Origin of the sequence: Sulfurimonas sp. (genome assembly GCF_041583195.1) — a bacterium.
GTDB lineage: Bacteria > Campylobacterota > Campylobacteria > Campylobacterales > Sulfurimonadaceae > Sulfurimonas.
Map to the genome: position 1 here is coordinate 1 of NZ_JBFHGL010000007.1, position 26,429 is coordinate 26,429.

General features: G+C 32.9%; 27 protein-coding genes. 7 read left to right on the forward strand and 20 right to left on the reverse strand.

Going from position 1 to position 26,429, the window contains the following annotated elements; translation table 11 throughout:
* Window positions 1-208: 208 nt before the first annotated feature.
* The 12 genes from ABZA65_RS07490 to ABZA65_RS07545 all read right to left on the reverse strand — a co-directional run bounded on the left by ABZA65_RS07490 (window position 209) and on the right by ABZA65_RS07545 (window position 11,894).
* A complete protein-coding gene (locus tag ABZA65_RS07490) occupies window positions 209-907 on the reverse strand; it encodes a prepilin-type N-terminal cleavage/methylation domain-containing protein (protein WP_373072253.1) in 699 nt (232 codons plus the stop codon).
* Between the two features lie 86 nt (window positions 908-993).
* Window positions 994-2,808, reverse strand: a complete 1,815-nt coding sequence (locus ABZA65_RS07495) for a citrate/2-methylcitrate synthase (RefSeq protein WP_373072255.1) — start codon at window positions 2,806-2,808, stop codon at window positions 994-996.
* A gap of 9 nt (window positions 2,809-2,817) precedes the next feature.
* Entirely contained in the window at window positions 2,818-4,149 is a 1,332-nt protein-coding gene (locus ABZA65_RS07500; RefSeq protein ID WP_373072257.1) for an ATP citrate lyase citrate-binding domain-containing protein, read from the reverse strand.
* Between the two features lie 88 nt (window positions 4,150-4,237).
* Window positions 4,238-5,428, reverse strand: coding sequence for a hypothetical protein (locus ABZA65_RS07505; protein WP_373072259.1), 1,191 nt, complete (start codon window positions 5,426-5,428; stop codon window positions 4,238-4,240).
* Window positions 5,425-5,994, reverse strand: a complete 570-nt coding sequence (locus ABZA65_RS07510) for an aminodeoxychorismate/anthranilate synthase component II (RefSeq protein WP_373072261.1) — start codon at window positions 5,992-5,994, stop codon at window positions 5,425-5,427. Before ABZA65_RS07510 ends, ABZA65_RS07505 begins: the two co-directional genes overlap by 4 nt.
* 30 nt (window positions 5,995-6,024) lie before the next feature.
* Window positions 6,025-7,062 (reverse strand): AI-2E family transporter, encoded by a 1,038-nt coding sequence (locus tag ABZA65_RS07515; RefSeq protein WP_373072263.1) that lies wholly within the window; start codon window positions 7,060-7,062, stop codon window positions 6,025-6,027.
* A 10-nt stretch (window positions 7,063-7,072) separates the two neighbouring features.
* Window positions 7,073-7,870, reverse strand: coding sequence for an ABC transporter permease (locus ABZA65_RS07520; protein WP_373072265.1), 798 nt, complete (start codon window positions 7,868-7,870; stop codon window positions 7,073-7,075).
* Between the two features lie 7 nt (window positions 7,871-7,877).
* Window positions 7,878-9,767, reverse strand: a complete 1,890-nt coding sequence (gene flgK / locus ABZA65_RS07525) for a flagellar hook-associated protein FlgK (RefSeq protein WP_373072267.1) — start codon at window positions 9,765-9,767, stop codon at window positions 7,878-7,880.
* A gap of 9 nt (window positions 9,768-9,776) precedes the next feature.
* Window positions 9,777-10,205 (reverse strand): hypothetical protein, encoded by a 429-nt coding sequence (locus ABZA65_RS07530; protein WP_373072269.1) that lies wholly within the window; start codon window positions 10,203-10,205, stop codon window positions 9,777-9,779.
* Between the two features lie 28 nt (window positions 10,206-10,233).
* Complete coding sequence (locus ABZA65_RS07535) at window positions 10,234-10,452, reverse strand: flagellar biosynthesis anti-sigma factor FlgM (protein ID WP_373072271.1); 219 nt, start codon at window positions 10,450-10,452, stop codon at window positions 10,234-10,236.
* A gap of 85 nt (window positions 10,453-10,537) precedes the next feature.
* Window positions 10,538-10,837 (reverse strand): rod-binding protein, encoded by a 300-nt coding sequence (locus ABZA65_RS07540; RefSeq protein WP_373072273.1) that lies wholly within the window; start codon window positions 10,835-10,837, stop codon window positions 10,538-10,540.
* A gap of 10 nt (window positions 10,838-10,847) precedes the next feature.
* A complete protein-coding gene (locus tag ABZA65_RS07545) occupies window positions 10,848-11,894 on the reverse strand; it encodes a flagellar basal body P-ring protein FlgI (RefSeq protein WP_373072275.1) in 1,047 nt (348 codons plus the stop codon).
* Window positions 11,895-12,040: 146 nt separating this feature from the next.
* Between ABZA65_RS07545 and ABZA65_RS07550 the strand changes: the two genes are divergently transcribed.
* The gene (locus ABZA65_RS07550) at window positions 12,041-12,925 is read left to right on the forward strand and encodes a diguanylate cyclase (protein WP_373072277.1); all 885 of its coding nucleotides are present in this window, start codon (window positions 12,041-12,043) and stop codon (window positions 12,923-12,925) included.
* On the opposite strand, the gene rsmD is transcribed toward ABZA65_RS07550, so the two are convergent.
* From rsmD to ABZA65_RS07575, 5 genes are read right to left on the reverse strand one after another with little or no spacing between them, the layout of a single operon-like run.
* Entirely contained in the window at window positions 12,916-13,509 is a 594-nt protein-coding gene (rsmD, locus tag ABZA65_RS07555; RefSeq protein WP_373072279.1) for a 16S rRNA (guanine(966)-N(2))-methyltransferase RsmD, read from the reverse strand. The two genes, ABZA65_RS07550 and rsmD, sit on opposite strands and share 10 nt — an antisense overlap.
* The gene (locus ABZA65_RS07560; protein WP_373072281.1) at window positions 13,499-13,870 is read right to left on the reverse strand and encodes a hypothetical protein; all 372 of its coding nucleotides are present in this window, start codon (window positions 13,868-13,870) and stop codon (window positions 13,499-13,501) included. Before ABZA65_RS07560 ends, rsmD begins: the two co-directional genes overlap by 11 nt.
* A gap of 9 nt (window positions 13,871-13,879) precedes the next feature.
* The gene (locus ABZA65_RS07565) at window positions 13,880-14,566 is read right to left on the reverse strand and encodes an exonuclease domain-containing protein (protein ID WP_373072283.1); all 687 of its coding nucleotides are present in this window, start codon (window positions 14,564-14,566) and stop codon (window positions 13,880-13,882) included.
* On the reverse strand, window positions 14,560-15,063 hold the full coding sequence (locus ABZA65_RS07570; protein ID WP_373072285.1) for a hypothetical protein: 504 nt from the start codon (window positions 15,061-15,063) through the stop codon (window positions 14,560-14,562). Before ABZA65_RS07570 ends, ABZA65_RS07565 begins: the two co-directional genes overlap by 7 nt.
* Entirely contained in the window at window positions 15,056-15,493 is a 438-nt protein-coding gene (locus tag ABZA65_RS07575; protein ID WP_373072287.1) for a hypothetical protein, read from the reverse strand. Before ABZA65_RS07575 ends, ABZA65_RS07570 begins: the two co-directional genes overlap by 8 nt.
* A gap of 64 nt (window positions 15,494-15,557) precedes the next feature.
* Here ABZA65_RS07575 and ABZA65_RS07580 point away from each other — a divergent pair, with 64 nt between their 5' ends.
* Genes ABZA65_RS07580 through ABZA65_RS07605 form a run of 6 tightly spaced genes read left to right on the forward strand, consistent with a single transcriptional unit; the run spans window position 15,558 to window position 23,297 of the window.
* On the forward strand, window positions 15,558-17,411 hold the full coding sequence (locus tag ABZA65_RS07580) for a TonB-dependent receptor plug domain-containing protein (RefSeq protein WP_373072289.1): 1,854 nt from the start codon (window positions 15,558-15,560) through the stop codon (window positions 17,409-17,411).
* Complete coding sequence (locus ABZA65_RS07585; protein WP_373072291.1) at window positions 17,411-17,956, forward strand: YfiR/HmsC family protein; 546 nt, start codon at window positions 17,411-17,413, stop codon at window positions 17,954-17,956. Before ABZA65_RS07580 ends, ABZA65_RS07585 begins: the two co-directional genes overlap by 1 nt.
* Window positions 17,946-20,318, forward strand: coding sequence for an EAL domain-containing protein (locus tag ABZA65_RS07590; protein WP_373072293.1), 2,373 nt, complete (start codon window positions 17,946-17,948; stop codon window positions 20,316-20,318). Before ABZA65_RS07585 ends, ABZA65_RS07590 begins: the two co-directional genes overlap by 11 nt.
* A gap of 42 nt (window positions 20,319-20,360) precedes the next feature.
* Window positions 20,361-21,623, forward strand: a complete 1,263-nt coding sequence (murA, locus tag ABZA65_RS07595; RefSeq protein ID WP_373072295.1) for a UDP-N-acetylglucosamine 1-carboxyvinyltransferase — start codon at window positions 20,361-20,363, stop codon at window positions 21,621-21,623.
* 2 nt (window positions 21,624-21,625) lie between these two features.
* Window positions 21,626-22,195 carry a methyltransferase domain-containing protein gene (locus ABZA65_RS07600; RefSeq protein ID WP_373072297.1) on the forward strand — a complete coding sequence of 190 codons (570 nt, stop codon included), beginning with the start codon at window positions 21,626-21,628 and terminating at the stop codon, window positions 22,193-22,195.
* Window positions 22,196-22,205: 10 nt separating this feature from the next.
* Window positions 22,206-23,297, forward strand: a complete 1,092-nt coding sequence (locus ABZA65_RS07605; RefSeq protein WP_373072299.1) for an ankyrin repeat domain-containing protein — start codon at window positions 22,206-22,208, stop codon at window positions 23,295-23,297.
* Between the two features lie 50 nt (window positions 23,298-23,347).
* Here the strand turns inward: ABZA65_RS07605 and ABZA65_RS07610 are convergent, their stop codons facing one another.
* The 3 genes from ABZA65_RS07610 to purH all read right to left on the reverse strand — a co-directional run bounded on the left by ABZA65_RS07610 (window position 23,348) and on the right by purH (window position 26,342).
* Window positions 23,348-23,725 carry a heat shock protein transcriptional repressor HspR gene (locus tag ABZA65_RS07610; protein ID WP_373072301.1) on the reverse strand — a complete coding sequence of 126 codons (378 nt, stop codon included), beginning with the start codon at window positions 23,723-23,725 and terminating at the stop codon, window positions 23,348-23,350.
* Between the two features lie 13 nt (window positions 23,726-23,738).
* Window positions 23,739-24,629 (reverse strand): DnaJ C-terminal domain-containing protein, encoded by an 891-nt coding sequence (locus tag ABZA65_RS07615; RefSeq protein ID WP_373072303.1) that lies wholly within the window; start codon window positions 24,627-24,629, stop codon window positions 23,739-23,741.
* Between the two features lie 174 nt (window positions 24,630-24,803).
* Window positions 24,804-26,342: a bifunctional phosphoribosylaminoimidazolecarboxamide formyltransferase/IMP cyclohydrolase gene (purH, locus tag ABZA65_RS07620; RefSeq protein WP_373072305.1), complete on the reverse strand. Its 1,539-nt coding sequence runs from the start codon at window positions 26,340-26,342 to the stop codon at window positions 24,804-24,806.
* Between the last annotated feature and the right edge of the window lie 87 nt (window positions 26,343-26,429).

A 26,429-nucleotide genomic window follows, 5' to 3' on the forward strand; every position in this document is an offset into this window, starting at 1 on the left:
CTTAGTTTTCAATGATCTCAAACTTCTAAATGACCCTTCAACTCGAAGCGTCTCTTGAAACACTCTTTCAAATGTCTCTTCCGTTTGTGGAGCAGAATTATAGGAGGAATTTACTTAATATAAGCTTAGTGTTTTCAAGAAATCTAGAAGTTTTTTTAATGTTATGTTTTTACTGTGTTTTTTTATAATAGATATATAGATATTCAGACTATATATCTAAACAGTTTCCAGCAGTGTCAAGGACACAAGAATAACCTGTTTCATTATTTATTCTAACAACAACTTCATTATCATTTGTAGGAAGATTATCCGCACCACTACATGTATCTGTACATAACTTTATAAAAATAGGACTTGTTGCAATACCATCTATAGGTGAAGACATACTGCTTGATATTCTATATGGTCTGCCCATATGATCAAACAACACTCTTTTTGCATTAGAAGACGTTCCACCTGTAAATTTTAGATCATTAAGGTCATCTACTCCATAGGCTCTGCCTAAATTCATACTTGTTGTAGCTTCTGGTTTATTAAACTCTATACCAGTAGTTCCACCAGTTAATCTCTTATTTCTATCTAATGGATTTACAGCAATTTCAGCAGCATCTGCATTTCCTGTTGATGTTCCAGTAAAATCTGAAAAAATCGTATAACTATACCCACCACCAGTTTCACTGGATCTTTCAAACATTATCTGCCATTTATTTTTATACCAATTAGAATCTAAAGAATCATACTTGTCATCACTCATAGCAAGGTGTTGTACATATCTTACATGAGATACCAATTGGTGAGCAGCTTCAGGAAGTCTATTGGTATTAATTCTTGGAATAATTGCTGCAGCTAAAATCCCTATCGCAACAACTACAAACACTAGTTCTAATAATGTAAAGGCTTTTTTCATAGCTCTAGTATATCGAAAAAAAATATAATATGAAAGAAAATTAAATGTTTAGTGAAGGAAAGTGAAAGTTTGATAAAGCGAAGAGATTATATCTCTTCTGCTTTTTGAACGTCGTATAGGATATCGTCCATTGGGTGGCGATACATTGGCATTGCAAGACGTTTTTCATCTAAGATGTGACCGATGAAACCGATTGAACGACCAACGATGAAGAATGCATTTAATGTACCTGAAGAGATAAATTCATTAATCTCATCTTCGGTATAACCTAAAGCTCTCCACATATCAACCATTAAGATACCGATAGTACCATCAACGTTAAGGATTAGATTCTCTTTTTTAGATGTAGTTAACTGCTCAACAGTTCTAGCATAATCTAAAAGAGGAGTTGCAGGGAAATTTGCCGCTGCATAATCCATTAAACCTTTAACACGTAGGTCTGGATTCTTTAATGATTTAATACGGTGACCAATACCTGGAATTGGAACACCCTCTTTTTTCATATGGTTTAAGAACTCTGCAGGAGTTAAACCATTATCATCTGCATACTTGAAGTATTCAGCTGCACCATCAATAGCTCCACCGAATCTTGGACCGATTGTTAAAAGACCAGTTACAAGTGATTCAACAACAGATTTTCCAGCACGTGCAGTTACTTTTGCATTGTGAGCACCAGATACTGCCGGACCGTGATCAGCAACAGTTTTCATAACAGTCTCGATAAAATCTGTAGCCCATTTTGGATATTGTTTTTTGAACCATAATAATGATACAACATCACCAATACCTTTACCAGTATCTGGAGTAGCAACTGAAGAGATTGGGAAACCAGCGTATGTAGCTTCATCACCTCTATCATCAGAGATAGTACAAATGAATTGTTTACTACGTCTTACTTTAGGACATACATTCATCTCTGGCTCAGCGATCTCAGTGATTGTACCTTCAGCTTTTAACTTCTCATATACTTCATTGATTTTTGCAGGTAAATCATTGAATGATGCAGGTACATAGATACCAGCTTCTGCCATAGCTTTGTTTTTAGCAGCTGCAGTTTCAGCATCAGCATTTGCACTAGCACCAGCGTGACCGAACTGAACACCAGTTGAGAAGTGCTTAGCAATTGTACCGATACACCATGCGATAACAGGCTTAGTGATTTGACCAGCTTTTATAGCTTCAATGATTTTGTACTCTTCAGTACCACCAACTTCACCTAAAAGAACCATATATTTAACATCTGGATTTTTTTCCATTCTTAACATGTTGTCAATGAAAACTGAACCAACGAATCTATCACCACCGATAGCAACACCTTCAGCGATACCATCAGCGTTGATAGCGATAATATTAGAAAGTTCATTAAATAAACCACCTGAACGAGTTACAAGTCCACATGAACCACATCTGTGTAGTTTAGAGTTAACGATATTCTCAATTGTACCACCAACGTTAGCAATTTTGAATGCACCCGGGCTGATTGCACCAACAGTAGCAGGCCCAATTACTGTAACACCGGCTTTACGAGCAGTATTGTTCATTTTACGTGCTAATCTTTCAGGGATACCTTCAGCTGTAACCATGATTGAAGAGAATCCACCAAGTTCAACAGCTTCCATAGTTACATCATAAGCTGTACGGAATGATGCAAAGTTTAAAAGTACATCAGCATTAGCGTGATCTTTTTTTGCATCAGCAGTACATTTGTAAAGAGGAATCATGATCTCATCTGGACCATAAAAGAACTTCTCAAATTTAGCACCAGCAGTTGGAGCAACGATAGCTGCTACAGATGGAGTTTCTCTTTTAATAGTGTAGTCATAGTCTAACATTCTCTGAATAGCAGTTTTATTGTTATTCCAGAAAATTGCTTGTGTATCTTTAGTAAATAATTGTTTCATTTTAACTCCTTACTTCTCTAGTGCCATACGAACGATATCAGTTACGTGAGTTTCCGGTCCATAAACTTCAATGTAAAGACCAAGTCTATCAGCAGCTTCTTTAATATCTTTTAGACCTTTTTCATAGTTTGGTCCACCACGACGAACATAAATCTTAGTATTATGCTCTTTCATTTTATCTACGTTTGCTTCAAATGACTGAATAATACCTGTGAATGTTTTTGCAACATCTGTAAAGTTTGCAATAGCTCCACCAATGATTAAGATTTTATCTAACCCTTTTGGATCTTTATGACGAGTCATTAGATCAATTACAGTGTCAGCATAGAATTTAGTTTCACCAGTAGTTGGACCACCTGAATACTCACCGTAGTTAGCTAAATCACTTACACTACCACCGTTTGCCTCTGCAAAGTCAGCAATCGTATCAGCGTATACAACTGAAGCACCACCACCAGCAACCATAGTCCATACTCTACCCATTGGGTTAAGTACTGTAAGTTTTAACGATGCACCAGATTTACTATCAGCTACTGCGATAGCTTTCTCTTCAGGAGATTGATCTTCCATACCGAATGCAGTTGGATATTCAATATCACCCCATGTATCAGCCATCAGAAAACCTGCTGTATCATCAAGTCTTGCAACTAAGTCAAGAATTGCCATATCGTTATTTTCTAACATAACGATTGGATTGATCTCTAAGTATGCGAAGTTCATATCTCTATAGAATTTAAAGAATGCAATTGCAAAAGATATGAAGTTTTCTTTGTTGCTTGCAGGGATATCTGAAGGTACGTTAGCTTTAATAGCATGTTCCATATCAGCATCACTCATATCTATTGGGATTACTACTTCATTAACTTTTTCGTCCCAACCTTCTTCAACTTCCATACCACCTTCAGCTGACATGTAAAGAACATCGTCTTCACCTACACATGTAGCAGAAATATAGTACTCTTGTTCTTGTGAGTGTGGAGTAAACGGCTCAACTATAAAGTGAGTTAGCATACCATGTTGACCGCTTAATAAAGTTGTAGTATGAGCCATTTTCTCATCTATCCATTTTGCAGCAACTTCTAAAGATACATCACCTGGCTTTTGATCTTTAAACAGTACTAAATCGTTTTTACCGCGTTTACCAAAAAGCATATCTGGCTTTGCAACTAGTGGCTCTTGTTTTAACCACTCAAAACCGTGCTCTTCAGCCTTTGCTAAAAGTTCTGCTCCACTTGTAACTAGAACAGATTTGAATCCATAATGAAATCCACTAAAATAATTTCCCCATTGTTTAGAGAAAAGTGCTTTACCGTCATATTCGCGTATCGCTTTTTGAGCCATTGCAACTCCCTGTATTTAATTTGTATGAATTCTAACATACTCTTATTAAAATGATACGTTTTATTAATGTCAAGAGAGCAATATTTGGTTATTTGTTTATATTTGTAACATATCCAGCATATACAGCTTTATTTTTGTAACTTATTGTTACACTGTCTATATTTTCATTTTCTTGAGGAAAGTATATAAGTTTATGTTTGTCGCATTTAGTAACACCGTAAAAATGCAATCTTTTCTGGAGTTTATAATTTGTATCTATACAGTTAACACCGATTCTATTTAATTCTTTAGCCAACTCTTTAGCTATATGAAATTTATAAACAAAATGCTTTGTAGGATTATCTATAAATCTATACAATTCTTTATTAAAAATAACAACAGTTGCATTTATAAGCAACAGAACTAATGAGATCTGAAACATAATCCTATATGTTTTTCTAAACTCTTTTAGTCTAACTCTATATGAATTGATAAACTTTTTTCCAGCTAGTGGTAATGCTATTATAAGATAAGGTGCAAAATGTTCTATCTTTATATCTTGTCTAAAAGAAAGAATGATAGATACTAAAAAACCTGTTGCAGATATGAACCATACAATATCTTCTTTATCTGTCAAATATTTTCTATACAGTACAAATATTATATATAAAAAAACTATAGGTGAAAAGATAGCGGCATACAACGCTAATGCGTCTAGAAAGTGACCTTGTGGAGATCCGTGTGCATCTACGCCATATAGATATAAAGAGATTAATAATGTAATAATTCCAGTAATGAATAACTCTTGATTTTTTCTAAATATACCGGAAATTAAAAGTGCTAAAAACAGGTATATAAAACTCTCCTCACTAAGTGCATAAACTATTAGTAAAGGGATGTATATCTTTTTATAATTCTTAAAATATAACCATATAAATAAAAGAAGTCCAAAAATTATAAATCCTGCTTTATCAACTACAACGGCAGAACTTAACACCCCCGGCAATAAGATAAATATAGATACAAGCCATAATCTATTAGCATCGTCTTTTATATAGTGTTTTGATATATCATATATAAGAACAACACTCATTAAATGAGCTAATATAACAGGTAATCTCAAGGCAAAATCATTCTGTCCCAAAACAGATATACTTATTTTTGTAATAAGCTGAAGTAAAGAGAAGTCTCCATATAGCATAAGAGATTCTCTATATGAAATAGATATTTGTGAGGTTTGAAGAATGAGGTTTAATGCATCTAATCCTAATAATAACAGGAAGATGAATTTATATTTCATAATTTTAGAAAGTTTCCTATCATTTCATGTCCAAACTGGCTCATTATAGATTCTGGATGGAATTGTACACCATATATCTCTTTATCTTTAATTTTAAGTGCCATTATCTCATCATCGTCTGTTGAGTACGCGGTTGGAACGATAGAGTCAGTAATAGTATTTTTATCAACTATAAGAGAGTGATATCTTGTAGCTATAAACTCTTCAGGCAAGTCCTTAAATATTGCACAATTATCTGATTGTTTCACTATAGATGTTTTTCCGTGCATCATATTCTTGGCTCTTACAATATCTGCACCAAAAACTTGCGCAATACTTTGATGTCCTAAACAGATTCCTAAAATCGGCAACTTATCTTTAAAATGCTCTATAACTTCCAAAGTCACACCTGCTTCATCCGGTGAAGCGGGACCAGGTGAAATTATAATTTTCTCAGGTTTAAGTGCTTCAATCTCTTCTACACTCATCTCATCGTTTCTGATTACTTTTAGATCTGCACCAAGTTCCTTGCAGTACTGAACTATATTATATGTAAAACTGTCATAATTATCAATCATTAAAATCATAATGTAAGTATACCCATTTTCACTTTTATTTTACTTATTATCAGCTTTTGAGAGATGTTCTCCACTGCCCAATAATATAGCTATCCATTTTGTATTTTCATTTGTATCTAACGCTATTTTTGCCATTATTGTTAAAGGAATAGAAAGAAGCATTCCAACTGTTCCAAGTAGCCAACCCCAAAATAAAAGAGATAAAAATACTATGAGAGTAGAGAGCCCTAGTCCTTTTCCCATCACTTTTGGTTCAAGAATAGAACCTATTACTACGTTTACAATTAAATAAACAACAGCAACTAAAGACGCACTTATTCCACCAAGTTGTACCAATGTCAACAATACTGCAGGAACTGCTGCTATTATTGAACCTATATTTGGTATAAAGTTTAATAAAAATGCTAAAAAAGCCCAAAGAAATGCATAGTCTGTCCCTATTAACAACAGAGCCAACCATATAATAAAACCTGTTAAAAGTGACATAAGAGCTTTTAACACCATATATTTCTTAATTTTTGTAGATATCTCTTCAATATACTTTACGCTTTTATCTATTCCCTTTGCATAACTGATTTTTTCCATAAAATGACTAGATTCCAAAAGCATAAATATAAGTGTAAATAAAACTACAAAGCCATTAGCAAACATAGACCCCATACTTTGGAGTATATCTGTAGTAAAAAGCATAATCTGTTTTGAATTTATTGTATTTGAGAGCTCACTTATTGGAAGTTCTACTCCATAAGATGATGCAAAAGTGTCTATCTCTTTAAAATAACCCAATAGCTGTGTTTGATAAAAATCTATGTTTGAGCTAAAATCTTGAGTTGATGAACCAAGCATATTAGCCACAAGTACTAAGAATAAAGAAAACACGCCTATTACTAAAGTTAAAGATAACGAATCTGCCAAGCCTTTTTTTCTAAAAAAGTTATACATAGGAGATAAGATAATAGCCAAAAACAAAGATAGTAAAAAAGGGACTACAATTTCAGAGGCGCTTTTTATACCGGCTAAGACTATAACAACACTTGCCATGACTAAAAAAGAATAACCTATTTTATGATTTTCCATAATTACCATCCTAGTTTTGAATCTGTTTTTGGTTTGTTAACTGCTGTAAATAATTAGATATATTGATTAGTGCAAATGTTACCAAAAATATCATAAGTCCAGGGAAGAAACTAACCCACCAAGCTATCTCTATAACATCTTTTCCACCGCTTAAAATTGTCCCCCAGCTCATTTGAGGAGCGACTATTCCTAGACCCAAAAAGCTAAGTCCTGATTCTGCAAGTATTGCCCCACCTACACCAAAAGTAAAACTTACAAAATATATTGGGGCTAGGATTGGAGCATAATATTTAAATAAAATTTTTAACTTTGAAACATTGGCAATATTTAGGATCTTTATATATGGCTGCGTGGTTATTTTAAAACTCTCTGATCGTATAAGTCTAGCTGTAGTCATCCATCCAGTAACAGATATGATAATAATCAATACCCATGCAGAAGCATTTACATAACTAACCAGTGCCAAAAGTAAAAAGAAAGTAGGAAATGTTAAAAACAAATCAACCGTAATTACAAAAGCTTTATCGACACCACCTCTAATATATCCTGCAAGAGAGCCTAAGAACAAACCAATTAATGATGCTATAAACGCACTCCCAACACCTATAACCAGTGATATTTTTCCACCCTCAATTACACGAGCTAATATATCTCGCCCTAGTCTATCTGTTCCCATCAGGTGTAATAAGGAAGGCTCCAATAATATATCATCAGAGTTAAGTGTATATGGGCTTATATCATATATATAAGAGCCGAAAAAGGAGAAAAGAAATATGCCAACTATTATTGTAATACTAATTTTTGGCATAAATACCTTACTGCTTGATACCTAGTAATGTTTGCATCATCTGATCTACAGTAGTGATGATTTTTGCAGCTGCACCGTATGATGTCTGATATCTAATTAAGTTTGTCATCTCTTCATCTATACTAACTTTAGAAACAGACTGGTATTCAAGTTCCGTAGCAGTAAATTTGGCAGTTATAGTCTCGTTATAAAGTATAGCTGCATTTGTTTCACTACCTACATCTGTAGCGGTAATATCAAACATTCCGTACATTGTTGTATTATAACTAACTCTACCTACTTCAAAATCATAATCTTCAAACTGTTGTTGAACCATATCTAATGCTAAGTTTGCATCACCCGCGGCTGATGATTTACCTGCAGAGATATTAGTTGGATTACTTTTAAAGTCAGAGTTTAAAGATATAGATGTTGCATCATTACCGTCAAAAAAACGGTTCATACCCATAGCTCCGGCAAAATTTGTCCCGCTGCTAAAATCATCTCTTTCATTGTACTGATCTTCAATACTAAATGTGTATCCCAAGCTAATCTTAGCCGGATTCATAAATAACTCCAAGGCATTATCACCATCGGCAAATGTAACCCAGTTCAACGGTTGTAAATAATCATCTACATCGTTTATAGCACTAGCATCGGCATTATCATCAATATTAGCCTCTATCTGGCCTTGTATAGAGTTTGAACCAGGTACACCTGTCATTGAAGTAGCTATATCTATATTTATCTCTCTACTAGCAACTATATTTCCATCAATATCATATATATTGATTTTGAATGAACCTGTTTTTATACCTATATCAGAATTTACTAATGAGTTTGTAGGATTTAATAACATTTTATTAGATGTCATTTTATCTGTAGCTGTTTCAGCATATATATTATTTGTAGCTTGGATCAATTGTTCAGAGAAAGCATTTAACTGAGATATAGTTTTTTGTAACACACCATCTGTAGGCGTACCGGAATTTGATCTTAAATCACTTTTACCGCGAAGTTCCAAAATTGCACCGATTCTACCGCCTCGAATTTCGGTATCCATAGGTATTAAAGTACCATCTTGTCTCTCATACGATATCTCATAAAAACCGTTTGCATTATTTTTATTTTCTATATGAAGTTTATGAAAAGTTGAACCATCAACAATGTTAAAACCGTTTACACTTAGACTATAGCTTCCAGTTGCCGTATTAGATGAGCTATCAATCTGTACACTTGATTCTAACTGCCCAACATTAACATCTGAGCCGATTAAACGAGCCAAACTTTTTTCGATTAAATTTCTTTTATCTCTCAAGTCATTTGCAACATATGCACCGCCAGCTTCTGCAGTGTCAATTGCTTTATTTACTCCGGCTAATTGTTCAGCTAGAGAATTTACCTCATTTACATTTACTAAAAGCTGCTCATTTACCTGATTTTGAAGTGATATAACTCTAGCTTGCGTCTCTTTTATATTTTTTGTAAGTATTTCTGTTTCTTGAGCAAGTGCAAGTTTAATAGCATCATTGTCAGGATTATCTGCTAGTGTCTGCCACATATTGTAATAATTAGCTAAATCAGATTTAATACCAACGCCCTCAATTTCAGGAAAATATGTTGATAGTTCAGTAAGTGTACTTTCCATAAAATCTGCATACTCTTTATCAGATGAAATTGCAGTATATCTATCATACACGAAGTTGTCAAAAACCCTTGCTATCGTTTGGATATCAACACCGTTTCCAACTTGACCGTCTATAGAATAAACAGGAGTTGCAGCCTCTGTCATTACTCTTTGTCTAGTGTAACCGTCTGTTTCAGCATTAGATATATTATGTGATGTAGTATTTACACCGGCTTGAGCAGCATTTAAACCTGTATAGCCGATATTTAAAGAATTAAAAATTGATGGCATAATAGACTCCTAAACCCTTACTTCCAAGATTGAAGGATCTTTAGAAGCCTTAGACTCATATCCATCCATCTCAGTCGGTACTAATCTTTCTAAAAATGTGTTATATAAATTACTTACGGTTAAAACCAACTTCGCGTATTTTTTGTTTATATCTCTAAGGTTTGAAAGTTCTTCTTTTAGTTCACCTAGAGCTTTATGTTGTTCTTCATTCAATAAATTAGGCAGTTCAAGGTCTGGATTTTTTGTCATTAAAGATGAAATCTCATGATCAATCATCGCTTTTTTTGCTTCAAAACTTTTAATTTTTTCCTCTTTTAGCGATAATCTCTCAAACTGAGGATCATGTTTAGCTGCTTTTATATCTTCTATATCCGATTTCGTTATTTCTATAATATCTCTTAAATCAGCTAAAGCACCTTGTAAATGATGAGACAACATCTTAAACCCCTATCAAGTTCTACTTAATTTATATTAACTCGTCCGCTATTTTTTGTGAAAGAGCTTCTAAATTAATTTTATATTGACCAGATTCTATTTCACTCTTTATCTGATCTATCTTGCTAGTATCTCCTTGAGAAGATATAGCCTCCGCTTTATGCAAATCCGACTTACTTGAAGACTTTGTAGAATTTGCATTGTTCATATATGTGCCAGCGACTGCAGCACCCTTTACTTGAGAAATCATTATTTATCCTTTTGTCGATACTCCAATGAGTATAATACCTATTGCAACTATATCGACAATCTATAAAAATTATCAAGTACTTTTTTTATCTTTTTTCACTTAAATAGTCAAATAACATTTGACTAAAACCAAATCCACCTGCACTGGCCTTTGCAAGCTCCTCCCTATACATAGATTTATAAATTTTATCGCCCGGATCTTTTTGAGAACTAAACAGATCTTCTTGATCTTTCATAGCATTATCCATAAGCATCTTAAGGATGATAGATTCAAATGCATCAGTTTGTTCTCTGATCTTTACTTCATCAGAATTTTTATCTATCTTAGGTACATCTTTTTGTGCCATTAAAGAGGCATTTAATGTAACTGTATTAGCTCCGTACATCTTTATCTCCTTATATGATCTTTAACTCTGCAGATATAGAACCAGCACTTTTCATCGCTTCTAAAATAGCGATGATATCTTTAGGGGTAGCCCCCATTTTCTGCAATGAACGTACTAAGTTAGCAACCGTAGTCGTACCTTTTTTAGTATAAAGTTCATTTTCATTTAAACCAATCGACATATCACTATCAACACTCATAGAACCCTCAGGAGCATCTACTGTATCCTGCTCTTTTATTTTTATGGTTATATCACCGTGAGTCATAATGATCGGTTTAATAGCTATACCTACTCCAGCAATCACAGTTCCAGTTCTCTCATTAATTATGATTTTATTTTTAGTGTTATAGTCCATATCTATATCTTGGATCTCAGCCAAGAACTCGATCATAGATTTATTTTCAGGTTTTTTAAGCCTGATAGTTCTAGGATCCATAGCTACTGCTACTTGAGTGTTGTAAAAACCGTTAATTGCTTTTTGAACACTAACCGAGTTTTTAAGGTTAGACTCTTTTAAAGACAATGTTGCATATTTTTGGTTATAAAGATCTATGTTGATCTCACGTTCAACAAATCCACCACCGTATATAAGTCCTGATGTCGGGTGTGTTTCACCACCTCCGCCTCTTGTATTTCTACCACCGATACTTACAGCACCTTGTGCTAAACCGTAGATACGTCCGTCTACCCCTTTTAGAGGTGTCATTAAAAGTGTACCGCCTTCTAAGCTTTTCGCATCACCTATTGATGATACTGTAATATCAAACTTATCACCCTGTTTTGCAAAAGGATTTAAATTTGCAGTTACAACAACTGCCGCAACGTTTTTAGATTTTATATCTATAGGTTTCATATCTATGTTCATAGCTTTTAGCATGTTTGCTATTGATTGAAGTGTAAACTTTGAAGTAGTACCGTCACCCGTTTTTTGAAGACCCACAACTAGTGAGTAACCGATAAGATGATTCTCCCTTACACCGACTATATTTGCTACATCATTAATTTTCGCAGCATATAAAGTTGATATAAAAAGTAAAAATAATATAAATAATCTCATAAACAATCCTTGTTCTTCTTGATAAGTATCTAGCAAAGATTATTCCATTTTTATCACAAACTATAACTAATATTTAAAAACGCATTTTAAGTTACAGTGAATTTTTTTTTGGATATCATCTAATAAAATAATTTTATAGGCCCTGTATGATAGACAACGCAACTGTCCTTATAGTAGATGACATGCACTCAAACCGACAAATCTTAGGCTCTAGTCTTAAGAGTCTTTACAATCTTGTATATGCTTCAAACGGTACAGATGCTCTAAAAATTTTAAGTACAGATAGTTTGCCTGATTTAATTTTACTTGATATTGAGATGCCTGATATGGATGGCTTCGAAGTTATGGAAAAATTAAAGCTAGACAACAAAACTAATGATATACCCGTTATTTTCGTTACAGGACACGATGATATCAAAAATGAAGAGCGTGCTTTATTAAACGGTGCAGTTGACTATATAACAAAACCTATAAGCCCAATTATAGTAAAAGCGAGAGTTAAAACACACCTGACAATCAAATATCAAAGGGATCAGCTTCTACATAGGGCATCACATGATCAACTTACACAAGTATACAATAGACATCATCTTGTTGAAGAGGGTAAAAAGTTTTTATCGAAAGCTATAAGGCACAATGAGAGTTTTTGCGTAGCGATACTTGACATTGATTTTTTCAAAAGTATCAACGATACGTATGGACACCTTATAGGCGATGAAGTATTAAAGTCATTAGCAACACTTCTCAAACAAAACATAAGAGCAGAAGATGTTGTAGCAAGATACGGCGGTGAAGAGTTTGTTATCGTTTTTGATAAATGTAAAATAGAAGACGGTCAATTAAAAGCAGATATTTTAAGAATGCTAATAGCACGTCTTAACCCTAGTGATGTCAAAATTACAGCCAGCCTTGGTATTACCTGTGTAAAACCAGAACTTCATAATGAATTTGACGATATTTTAAAAGAAGCCGATGAGGCTCTTTACAAAGCAAAAGAGACAGGAAGAAATAAAGTTATAGTTTATAAATAATAACTAAGTGTTGTATTTCCAAACTTTTTAGATTTTTGCAGCTCATAATTGTTTATATTTTTTGGTAAATCAAGTCCGCTCATATGCTCAATTATGATTAATTTTACGATCTCTTGCGGAAGATTTGCTATTAAGTCAATTGTTTTATCATATATATCTTCCATACCTTCACGTATGCTAAACGGTGGGTCTATAAAGAAATAGGCATCTTCTTTTTTATTTTGCAAAGTTTTAACAATTGAATTTATATTCAAAAAACTGTCTCCTCCATACACTTCACACCTGCTCGGATCAGTCAACGAAATATTTTGCTTTAAAATTTTAAGAGCATCACGATCACGCTCCATAAAATAGATTTGCTTTGCTCCGCGACTTAGCGCTTCAAGACCGACTGAACCGCTTCCGCTGAATACCTCAACAAAATTTGCATCTATAATATCAAACTGTATAGTGTTAAAAAAAGACTCTAAAACTATCGCTTTTGAACTTCTTGTAGTCGTTTTTGAAGGTATTGTCAGAGTTTTGCCTTTAAACTCTCCGGCTATTATTTTTTTTGTTATTTTTTTTGATTTATTACTTTTCATAAAATGCTTTAATTGAATTTATTATGTCTTCTTGATATTTTTTTGTTAAAAATTCTATACGTTTTTGAAGTATCTCAAAGTTCATAGATTCCTCTTTTTCAAACTCATCAGTTTTTATATCATCTTGGATATCAAGCATTTTATACCTATTTTCCAATGCTAAAATTAGTTGTGACTTTGAAAAAGGTTTTACAAGATCAGCTCCAGCTTTTGTACCTATATAAAAACATCTTTGATCATTTAAGCACTCTTCATCTCGAACCAAAATATCACACTGCTTTGTTGAGCTTAAATATTTTTTCAAAAACATCTCTAAAGACTTTTGTAAAAGAGGTGATTTACACTCTACTGCTACTCTCAATAATATTTCCTATAAATAATATTCGATACTATAGCGTAAATCTTCATCTAAATCCATAATATTAGACACCATCCATTCCAAATATCCTCTATCTATTATGCTAATTTCTTCTATATATCTGCCAGAGTATTTACCAAATTCAAATTTCTGCATTAAAACATTTTTTGTAGAGAGTTCCTCAAGTTGTTCTTTTGGTGCTAGTTCCAAAAGAGACTCATATAGAAGCTTTGTAACCCTCGAATCACTCAGTGCTTCGTGCGGAGTTATTTTTTCACTCTCATGTTTATACAATTTTAGTTCATATCTTAAATACTGCAGAGAAAATTCTTCGCTCTCAGGCATAAGGTGTTTAGAACACCTTAGTGTATCTATTATTTTTCCCTGCCATGATAAACTGCTATTAGAACTAAGCATTCCCAGGTCAAAATTTACATTGTGTGAGATGATCGTCGTGTCATACAGATTATTTAGTTCTAAAAACTTAAACGTTTCACACTCCTCTAGTGCAGGTTTACCTTTAATCATCTCATTTGTAATATGGTTTATGCTTGAAGCTTTAGGCGATATTTTTTTACCTTCGTTAACTAAATCACTCTTTATTATAACCTCATCACCATCAACCGCTATAAGAGCAATAGACAAAATCTTATCTGATTTTTCAACTCCTGTTGTTTCCGTGTCTAAAAAAATCAGCATCTTATGACCTTAATTTTTTTACACTTTGAAATCATAATAACAAAAGAGATATATCCGCTAAGTAAAAGAGAGATATATAAAGCATAGATATTAAAAAAATTAAACATTGTTACTATCATACATATAGCTACAAGCCATATTAAAAGTATTATCCATTTTCTCCAAACTCTTAATAGATCTCCATAACCTATATTCTCTATAATCTCTTGTTGATCACAACTAAGAAGTTTTAATTCGTACCCGTGTATACATTTGTTAAAAACATATTTTATACTTCTAAAAAGTACAACTAACAAGATTATTGAAAATACAAAAGAAAAATAAAACTTGAACACTTTAAAAAGTGCATTTAAAACATCTTGATCTAAACTTACAAACCCGAGTTTTGCATATGTTAAGAATGTAATTATAGAAGTTATTAGAATTGATATAACTATAGAATCCAGACTAAGTTTATAAGCCCACCCTAGCCATAAAAAAAAGTAAAATTTACCCATCTTCATCTTTTTTATCAAATGAATTTAACATACCGTTGTAATGTTCTAGCGTCATAAAGCTTTTTTCAAATCTGTAACGTATGATAAACTCTACAATTTTATCTTTTAGTTCAGGTTCCACGTTTTCACTTTTACCAAAATAACCCAGCGATATATTTTTACTTTTTACACTTGCTTCTTTATCATACGTAATTGCCAGAACCTGAAGATATTTCCCTTTTTTAATCTCACCTAAATTCTCTGCCAACAAAGATGCGCCAGATAAATTTATAGCTTTAAATTCAAAAATATCATCAAATTCTTCTATCTTATTTGAAAACCCTATATCCTCAAATAAACTTCTTAACTTAACTAAATTATTTTTTCTAACTTTTTCATAGGAACTTATTTTATTTGTTAAGTCTTTTAATCTGTCTAAGGCTGAACTCATTTTATACCTAATTTAATATTTATTCATGTACAATATTATCATAAATAGTTTTAGGAGTGTCTGTTTGGTAAAAAAATGTAGCTTGTTATTATTTATATTTGCCTCTGCTTTTGCAAGTGAAAACTTCGATATTGAAGATGACTTTTTACAGAGTTTAGATAGTGCGAGCCAAATAGCCACAGAAAACAAACTAAATATAGACAAAACTACATCACTTATAACTACAATAGAGAGTAAGAAACTTCAAAAACTCGGTGTAAAAAACATATACGAAGCTCTTAAATATATTCCAGGGATAGAACTCTCAAAAGAAGCAAGCGGAGTTAGTTCTGTTATCTTTAGAGGTTCTATTTCAAAGGGTGAAGTTAAGTTTATGGTTGATGGGGTTGAGATCAACAATGCTTATCGTTCTTCATTTTACTACTATCTAGACTTTCCAATAGAACTTGTCTCACGTATAGAAGTTCTTCGCGGTTCAGGTAGTACTCTGCATGGTTCAGGTGCTATAAGCGGTGTTATAAATATAATTACAGAGGCGAGTCAACATACAGGAAACAAAGTATTTCTAAGTACGGGAAGTTACGAATACGGAAAAGGTGGGGCAATAGTTAATATCTCCGAACCCAGTTTTAAACTATCTGCAGATGCATATTATCAAGAAGACGATAAAGAGATTGATAGTTCCGATCAACGAGCAAAAGACTACTCTGCAGGTGTAAGTATACAGGCTGAGAATATAAAGTTTAATGCAAGAGTTAAAAAAAATATTCAAGGTAATTCTTATGGACTATTTGGGACAATTGATACTTTTAATAATAAGTACGAAAATGAAAACCAGTCACTATTTTCTAATTTAGAATACACAGCATCACTATCTAGAAATAATGATATAAACATTGATATTAACTATGCCCAGTATGATCAGCGAATAGAAACTTTTTCACAAGCCATAGCATCAATTGCCGGTTTTAGTGGAGACTTAGTATCTAGTTATAAAGAAGAGTTTTACGGTTCTAAATTTGAATTGAGTAACACTTCCATAAAAAACAACACTCTTTTAGTAGGTGCTCAAGCTAAATATAACCATAGTTTAAAAACAGATCTTTGGGGATATCCTGGTAAATTAAATATCGTAACTCCAAATTTAAAACGTGAACTATACTCTTTTTATGTAAAAGACAACTATCTTCTAAGAGAAGATATAAATATAGATTTAGGTCTTCGTTATGATGATTATTCAGATTTTGGAAATAATATATCTGCTAATTTCGGTGTTGTATACAGACATTCTGACCAAATAAGCGTTAAATTAAAACATGCTCATGCTTTTCGTGCACCTTCATGGACTGAGTTATATGGTCTAAGCGGTAATAGCACTTTAGATGCTGAAGTGTCTGATAACACTGAACTTGGTTTTGTTTATAGAAAAAACACATATACTAGAGTCTCTTTAAATATGTACAATTCTAAATTAAAAGATTATATTGAACAGGGTTTAACGAACCAATACTCTCAACACTCTGAATTAAATCTGCGCGGAGTTGAATTTGATCTCTCTTACAACCCTACATATAATTTAGAAATTGATTATTTAGCAAGTTATACAAATGCAATAGATAAAGATAAACGAAGTGTTGATGGTATTACAAAGTTTCTAACTACTACATCTCTTATTTATACCACTGAAGGAAACATCATATTTGGTTCGACTCTAAGATATAAAAATACAAAAAATATGGATAACAACGTCATATTTGATCAATCAGTATCATACAGTTATAAAGAGTTTAACATTCAACTTGTAGGTAAAAACATTTTTAACTCTAATGTAGTATATTATGATATTAATCATAATAAATATAATCCTATAAAAGATGCTAGAAGAGTTGTACTTCTAACAACATCATGGGTATTTTAATGAAATTTATTTTTAGTATCCTATTATTTGCCAGTGTTTTATTTTCCTCAACACTAAATAATTCTATTCTTGAAATTCATGCTACTCTAATGCCGAAAATCTTACTGCTTGAAAATAATATTGAGAAAAAAATAAAAAACAATGTTATCAATATTACAATAGCCTACGAAAAAACAAACTATAATGAGATGAAGTTTTTCAAACAAGCTATAAATAGAAAATATCCAGAGGGTATATCAGGGTATGAGATCAAAATAAACGTAATAGAGTATGCAAATTTAAAAGAATGTAGCAATGAAACAAATGCAGTGTACGTATTTCCTTCATCCAAAGAAAATATTGACAATATAGTTCAAAAATACAAATCTTGTCATACAGTAACTTTTGCATATGATAAAAACTACTTAAGCAACAACGTAATGTTATCAATCAGCCTTGATAAAAAAGTAAAACCTATAATAAATTTAAAAGCTGTAAAAGACTCTGGTATTAGCTTTCGACCTATACTTTTAAGTATCTCAAAGGTATATAAAAATGATAAATAGTTTTAAATTTAGTTCATTAGTTTTTCGGACTGTTTTATTATTAGTTTTATCATCGATTATATTTATAGTTGTAGGGTTTACCACTGCAAAAAACAACTTCTCTAAAAGTTTCGAGGAGATCATAGATCAGAAAGTAGATATTGTTTTAAACAGTATATCTCCACAAATATCATTAAACTTAAGCTATGGTTTTAATGATGCCATCGATGAGATCGGTAAAGATCTATTGAAAGATCAACATATTATTCTTTTAAAAATAGAGTCCGATAAACTTAAAAAACCTCTTATCTATAAACAATACTATTCAAACGATATATATTCAAGTAAGTTTATTCAAGAACAAAACTTAATAGATCCGTTAAACTCAAATTTTTTAGGCAAAATAACACTTATATATTCTAGTAAGTTCTATGATATTCAGATGAGAAACTTTTACAAAGATGCTATTATAGGTAGTTTTATGTTTATGGCTACAATATTTTTAATTAGCCTGTTTTTAATTAAATCTCTTAAACCACTATCAATACTTGCAAACTCATTAAATAAATTCAATCCATATGATCCAAAAAAACTAGATATAAAAAGCAGCTCACAAAATGAAGTTGATTCAATTATTAAATCAGCAAATATAATGGTAGACAACCTAATATCTTATATTGAACACTCATCAACACTCACATCTGAACTTTCTCAACACCAGCAACACCTTAAAGATGCACAGCGTATTGCTAGTGTTGGTTCTTGGGAATATGATGTTACAAACGACAAACTAATTCTCAGCGATGAAGTTTTTAGAATTTTAGGTATTAAAAAAGATTTAGATTTATCTTTTCAAGATTTTATGGATTTAATTTCACAGGAAGATAAAGAAAAAGTCATTAATACTATAAACAACTCTATCGAAAAAGGTTCTGTATTTAACATAAAGTACAAACTTCAAGTTGGAAATGGAAAAGTTGTATATGTTAGGACAAAAGGTAAAGTTAGAAAGAAATCATCAGGTGAAATTAAACTAACTGCAGTCACTCTAGATATTACAAAAGACACTCAAAATGAAAAAGTAATTGAGAGGCTTGCATATTATGATTCACTAACAAATCTGCCAAACAGGGTACTGTTTAGAGACAGAGTAAATTCAGCCATGATAAATGCAAAAAGGCATAAAACTAAAATAGCAATCATGTTTTTGGATTTAGACAACTTTAAAATCGTTAACGATACTCTTGGACACTCAATAGGTGATGAACTATTAAAATATGTAGCCTTGCTTCTTTCCTCGGTTCTTAGAGAAAACGATACTATATCAAGAGTTGGAGGAGACGAATTTACAATACTTTTAACAGATATCAAGTCAGAAGATGATGTAAAACATATAGCAAAAAAAATCTTTTTGGCACTTGAGGGAGAGCACAATATTATAGGGCACAATCTTCTCATAAGTACAAGTATAGGTATAGCTCTTTATCCAGATACTGCAAACGATATAGATACACTGATCAGAAATGCAGATACAGCTATGTATGAAGCGAAAAAAGACAATAAAAACAATTATAAAGTATTTGATAACAATATGTACACCAAAATAAATAAGTTTGTCAAAAAAGAACAAGATCTGAGAAAACACCTACAAAATGAAGATAATTTTGAGATATTTTATCAAGCCAAGATCAGGTCAAAAGATAACACCATATCAGGCTGTGAAGCTCTTGTGAGATGGAACCATCCAACAAAAGGGATAATATATCCTGATGAGTTTATAGACATAGCAGAAGAGAGCGGGCTTATAATACCTATTGGAAATATAATTATAGAAAAAGCAATTAGAGATTTAAGCGACTTTAGTAAAATTTACTCAAATAAATTTTTAGTAGCTATAAACCTTTCACCAAGACAGTTTAATGACAACTCTCTTATTAAAAGAATTAAAGAGTGTATAGAGAAGTATAATGTAAATGCCTCTCAAATTGAGTTTGAGATAACAGAGAGCCTCTCTATGCAGGATATTTCTAAAACATTAGAAGTTCTTCACCAACTCAAAGCAATAGGTGTATCTATTGCAATTGATGATTTTGGTACTGGATACTCATCACTTTCATATCTAAAACAGTTCCCTATAAACACCTTAAAAATAGACAAAAGCTTTGTATTGGATATGACTTTTGACAACGATGATAAGAGTATCGTAAACACTATTATAAATATGGCACATACATTAAATTTTACAACTGTTGCAGAGGGTGTTGAGACAAAAGAACATGCGGAAATTTTAACTCAGATGGAGTGTGATGAACTTCAGGGTTATCACTATTCTAAACCTATTCCTAAGGAAGAGTTTATAGATTTTTTAAAAGCTTATAATTAGGATATAATTCCAATTATTTATCAAATATTATAAAAGAGAACAATGGACTATTTACAACTACAAGGCTCACAGTCAATTAGTGGCGAAATAAAAATTTCAGGTGCTAAAAATGCGGCACTTCCACTGATAGCAATGTCGATTCTGGCAAAGAATAATATACAAATATCAAATCTTCCAAACGTTGCAGATATAAACACACTTTTAACACTATTATCTAATCTGGGAGCAAAGTGTAATAAAGAAACAAACAGTGTTGAGATTGACACTTCAAAACTTTCTCAGACAAAAGCGACATACGATATTGTAAAAACTATGCGTGCTTCCATACTTGTACTTGGTCCTATACTAGCTAGGTTTGGTCACTGTGAAGTTTCACTTCCGGGTGGGTGTGCCATAGGTCAACGTCCTGTTGATCTGCATCTAAAAGCCTTAGAGCAGATGGGTGCTACTATAGATATTAAAAGCGGATATATTGAAGCCAGAGCACCTCAAGGTCTTAAGGGTTGTGAGATCATATTTGATAAGATCACGGTAACCGGTACTGCAAATATTGTAATGGCTGCAGCACTAGCACATGGCAAGACAACTATTACAAATGCTGCCCGCGAGCCTGAAGTTGTACAACTTTGTGAAATTTTAGACAAAAGCGGAATTAAAATTGATGGTATTGGTACTGCGATTATAACTGTTCACGGAAATGGTGGAAAACTTATAGACATGATAGACTTTAGCGTAATACCTGATCGCATTGAAGCAGGAACTTACCTTTGTGCTGGAGCTATACTAAACCAAGAGCTAACTATTACAAATGCTGAACCAAAACACCTTGGTGCTGTACTTTCAAAGTTTGAAGAGATGGGCTTTGGCATAGAACATACAGATACGACAATTAGTATACTTCCTGCAGAAAAAATTAAACCAGTAAAAATCATAACTCAAGAGTACCCGGCATTCCCTACAGATATGCAGGCTCAGTTTTTAGCATTGGCTACTCAGGCTGATGGTGTATCTATAATTGAAGAGAGACTTTTTGAAAACCGCTTTATGCACGTAAGTGAACTTCAGCGTATGGGTGCTGATATAACACTAAATGGTCATATAGCTACTATAAGCGGTAAAAGTGAGCTAAGTGGTGCAGATGTTATGGCAACAGATCTTAGAGCTTCAAGCGCACTAATACTTGCAGGTTTAGTAGCTGATGGAATTACAAACGTTCACCGTATCTATCATCTAGATCGTGGCTACGAATCTTTAGAGACAAAACTTCAAAATGTTGGAATAAATATCAAACGCCTAAAAGAGTAAATATGTCATTAAAAGATAAAGAAAAGTGGGATAAAAAATATTTAAATACTCCAAAACTTCTTGAGAAAAGAAAACCAAGCCAAAAGCTGATAGAGTTTTCAAAATATTTCTCAGGAAAAGATGCACTTGACTTTGCTTGCGGAAATGGCAGGAATGCTCTCTACTTAGCTAAGCTAGGATTCAATGTAGATGCATTAGATATATCTGAAATTGCACTAGAAAATTTAGATGCGAATAATATAGAATCTATAAACACAAAACAAATAGACTTAGAAAACTTTCAACCTACGAAAAAATATGACCTTATTATAAAGTCTAACTACCTTGACAGAGAAGCTATAAAAAACTTATCTGCTGCACTAAACTCAAATGGAATCATTATTATAGAAACATATATGGATCACCCATCAAATACAAAACCAAGTTCCAATCCTGACTTTTTGTTAAAAGCAGAAGAGTTGAAAAGTTTTTTTACAGACGGTTTTGAGGTTTTAGAATACGATGAGTTTGAGAATGAAGTTCAAGAACTTTACAGAATGAGAAAACAGTCTATTGTAGTTAGAAAACTCTAAAAGGGATAATATGTTAAAAAGTATATTTAATAGCTTATTAGTTTTATTTGTGTTGTTTTTATTTAGTGGATGTGCAGCAAAAACTTTTCATGATGCTGCAAAAAACAATGATCTTCAAGCATTTAAACAAGAGGTTGCGAATGGTACAGATGTAAATAAAGGTTTTGGGATTCATAGTATAAGTATGCTACATTTCGCTAGTAGGTCTTCTAATAAAATAGATATAGTCAAGTATCTTGTTGAGAATGGTGCTAATATAAATGCAAAAACTTACTTCAATCAGACACCTCTCCACTTAGCAGCATGGAATAAAAATGCTCCTCTTTGTATTGTTAAATATTTAGTTGATAATGGTGCAGATATGGAAATAAGAGATGATTGGGGAGGTACACCTCTTCATAATGCAGCAGGGAATAAAAATGGTATTAACATTGTTAAGTATTTAGTTGAAAAAGGTGCTAATATAAATGCAAAAAATCGTTGGAATAAAACACCTCTTAATATAGCTCTAAAAGTTAACAATACATATATTGCAAACTATCTTAATAATGAAGCACCTTACGTAAAAGAAAAACAAGAAGCTACAAAATTAGCTAAACTAGAAAAAGAAAAAGATGAAAAAGCTGTTAATACGTATATTGCAAAAAAAGATCTTCAAGGCTTAAAAGATTATACAGATAAAAATCCAAATGCAGTATATTACATAGAAGATGTAAAGATGAGACTACTTCTTACCGGTCCAAAGGGTATGAAAGTAGGAGATATAAGAAAGCTCATAAAATCAGGTGAAGATGAAGTGCTCATAATATCACTAATCAAAAGAGTAAAAACACCATATAAAGAGTACACTTTAAACGAGATCAAATATCTTAAATCTTTAGGATTAAACAGTAAGATTATCTCAGCAATGATAGATGTAACAACTCAGTTACTTAGAGATGCTAAATTAAAGAAAGAACAAGAATTCTTCCTAGCTGAAAAAAACCGCATAGCTAAAAGAAGTAAAAGTAAAATTGATGCAAACGGTAATCCTATACTTGAAAAAGTACAAGATGAAGTTATAAAACAAGGTGTAGGGATGTTACTGGATCATTTATTCTAGCAACAAAAAATAGCTTTAAGTTATTTTAACATTTGGCTAAAATCAAGTGCTTATTCCTCGAAAATAATCATCTCATAAATTGACTTTTTAGTCACAAGAGCTTTATCAGGTGAAACAGAATGTGCATTACGTGACTTTTGCACTTCGTGTCTAAGCTGAGCAATCTCCTGCTCCATATCATCTACATTGTCTTTAAGACGAAGAATTATATCTACACCAGCTAAGTTAACGCCTAACTCGCGAGTAAGTCTAAGTATAAGTTTTATCTTGTCAATATCCCTTTGAGAATACATCCTTATACGACCACCTGAGCGTGATGGACATATTAGGTTTTCTCTTTCATATTGACGAAGAGTTTGAGGGTGTATATCTAAAATCTTAGCTACTACACTGATCAAATAAACCGGTTCATCATATTGGTGTATCATAATTTCTCCTTTTCTAGTTAGGTAATTTTTCTTTCATTATTTCAACTAAATCAGTATCTAATTCGTCTACATTTGGAAGAACTATGTTTGCTTCAAGATATAAATTACCGCGAACTTTAGTCTTTCTGTTCATAGCACCCATCTCTTTAACACGGAATCTCTGTCCGTTTTTAGTGTTTTGAGGCACTTTTAGCTTGATCTCTTTCTCCAATGTTTGAATTGACACTTTGTCACCAAACAGTGCAGCTTTTAAAGGTACATCAAATGTTTTTATAAGATCATCACCCTCTCTAACATAATCAGGATTTGGTGCTACATTTATCTTTAAAAACAGATCACCCTTACGTCCGCTAGACGAGTGCCCTTTACCTTTAACACGCATCTTCTCACCACTCTTAACTCCAGCAGGAATTTTAATATCAAATCTGTCATTTTGAACTGATACAGAGTGGCTTCCACCCAAGATACTTACAGAAAAAGGTATAGTAACTGATGTTTCAATATCTAAGTTTGGTTCAGCTCTTCCACCAAAACCTCCACCGCCAAATGGGTTTCCTCCACCGAAGCCTCCAAAGCCTCCGCCAAATCCACCTGCTCCGCCTGAGAACATCTGTCTTAAGATTTCATCTAGATCTGATGCACCTGCACCACCGTGTGAGCGTGTAAAGTCATGGAAATTTTGTCCGCCAAACATCTGATCACCAAACTGATCATACTGTGCTTTTTTCTCTTTATCGCTTAATATTTCGTATGCAGAGTTTATCTCTTTAAACTTCTCCTCTGCTTTTGGATCTTTATTTACATCAGGGTGATACTGACGTGCTAATTTTCTATAAGCTTTTTTAATCTCAGCTTCACTAGCACCCTCTGATATTTCTAATGTTTCATATAATGATTTTGCCATAATAGTTGTTCCTAATAAAATATATAATTGTTTGTATTAAGTAAGATTATATCATAAAAGTTGAGTGGATGTCAATCAAGGTGCAGTGGTCAAAGGCTTCTTGAGGAAGTGTACTATTAGTACACGACGAGTGTAGTAACGCTGAAGTTGCGTTACTATTTTAATTTATAAGACTTAGTGTAAAAAGTGGCGAACTTCTGAGAAGTAAAGACTCATCCCAAATTCGTTAGCCGCTTCAATGATCTCTTCGTCTCTGATAGATCCACCAGGCTCAATTACGTTTTTAACACCAGCTGCCGCTGCTGCATCTATAGAGTCACGAAATGGGAAAAATGCTTCAGACGCAAGTGCTGCACCAGTTACATCAAGACCCATCTCTTTAGCTTTTTTAAGTGCACACTGGCTAGCATCAACGCGTGAAGTCATACCCATACCAACAGCTACCATTGCAGAGTTTTTAACATATACTACACAGTTAGATTTTGTAAGTGAAGCTACTTTGTAAGCTATTTCTAAATCTTTCATATCTTGAGCATCTGCAGCTACTTTGGATACAAGTTTTGCATTTTTAACTTCGTTATCTCCAACTTTATCGGCATCTTGGAAAACAAATCCACCATCGATGTGTTTGAAATCTTTTGCATCATTAGCTAAAACTAATCTGTCTGAACCCATTTCAAAAAGTTTTATACGTTTCTTAGCAGCAAATACTTCTTGAGCTTCTTCAGTTATACGACCAGCTATAATAACTTCTAAGAAAATCTCATTCATCTTCTCAGCAAGCTCTTTTGTAACAACACCATTTACTGCTACAACACCACCAAAAGCAGATACAGGATCACATTTTAGAGCTTCAGTGTATGCATCTAAAAGATTATCTTTAATAGCAAAACCACAAGGATTACCGTGTTTAGTTATACATACAGCATTCTCTTCGCCAAATGCTGAAGCTATCTTAACTGCGCCGCTTAAGTCGTTTAGGTTGTTAAAACTAGCTTCACCTTTTAGAGTTTTAAAGTTGTTTGAGTAGTGCTTATCAAACTCATATAAAGCACCTTTTTGGTGTGGATTCTCACCATAACGTGTATCCATAACTTTATTACCAACTACAAATTGTTTCTCACCGAAACCTTCGTTGAAACGGCTATTCATATAGTTAGCTATCATCGAATCATATGCAGCTGTATGTTCATATGCTTTGATCATTAAAGAGCGTCTGAACTCAACTGTATTTTTCTCATTTTCTATTGCATCTATAACTGTTGCGTAGTCGTTAACATCTGTAACAATCATAACACTGTCAAAGTTCTTAGCAGCTGAACGAACCATTGCAGGTCCACCGATATCGATATTTTCAATAATATCATCAAAGTCATCAGTACGCTCTATAGTCTCTTTAAACGGGTAAAGATTAACACATACAAGATCAATCGCTTCAACACCTAACTCTTTAGCTTGATCTAGGTGAGATTGTTTATCACGACGGTGTAAGATACCACCATGAACATATGGGTTTAGTGTTTTAACACGACCTTCAAAACACTCAGGGAATTTTGTAACCTCATCGATTTCAATAGCTTTAATTCCAGCTTCTACTAACTTTTTATAAGTACCACCAGTAGAGATGATCTCAAAACCGTTCTTTACAAGTGATTGACAAAACTCAACCACACCTGCTTTATCACTAACGCTTACTAATGCTCTTTTAGACAATGCAATTCCTTGAAAAAATAAATTATGAAATTTTATCTAAACCTAGTTTATAAAATGGTAAACTATCTCAATTAGTGATGACAAGGT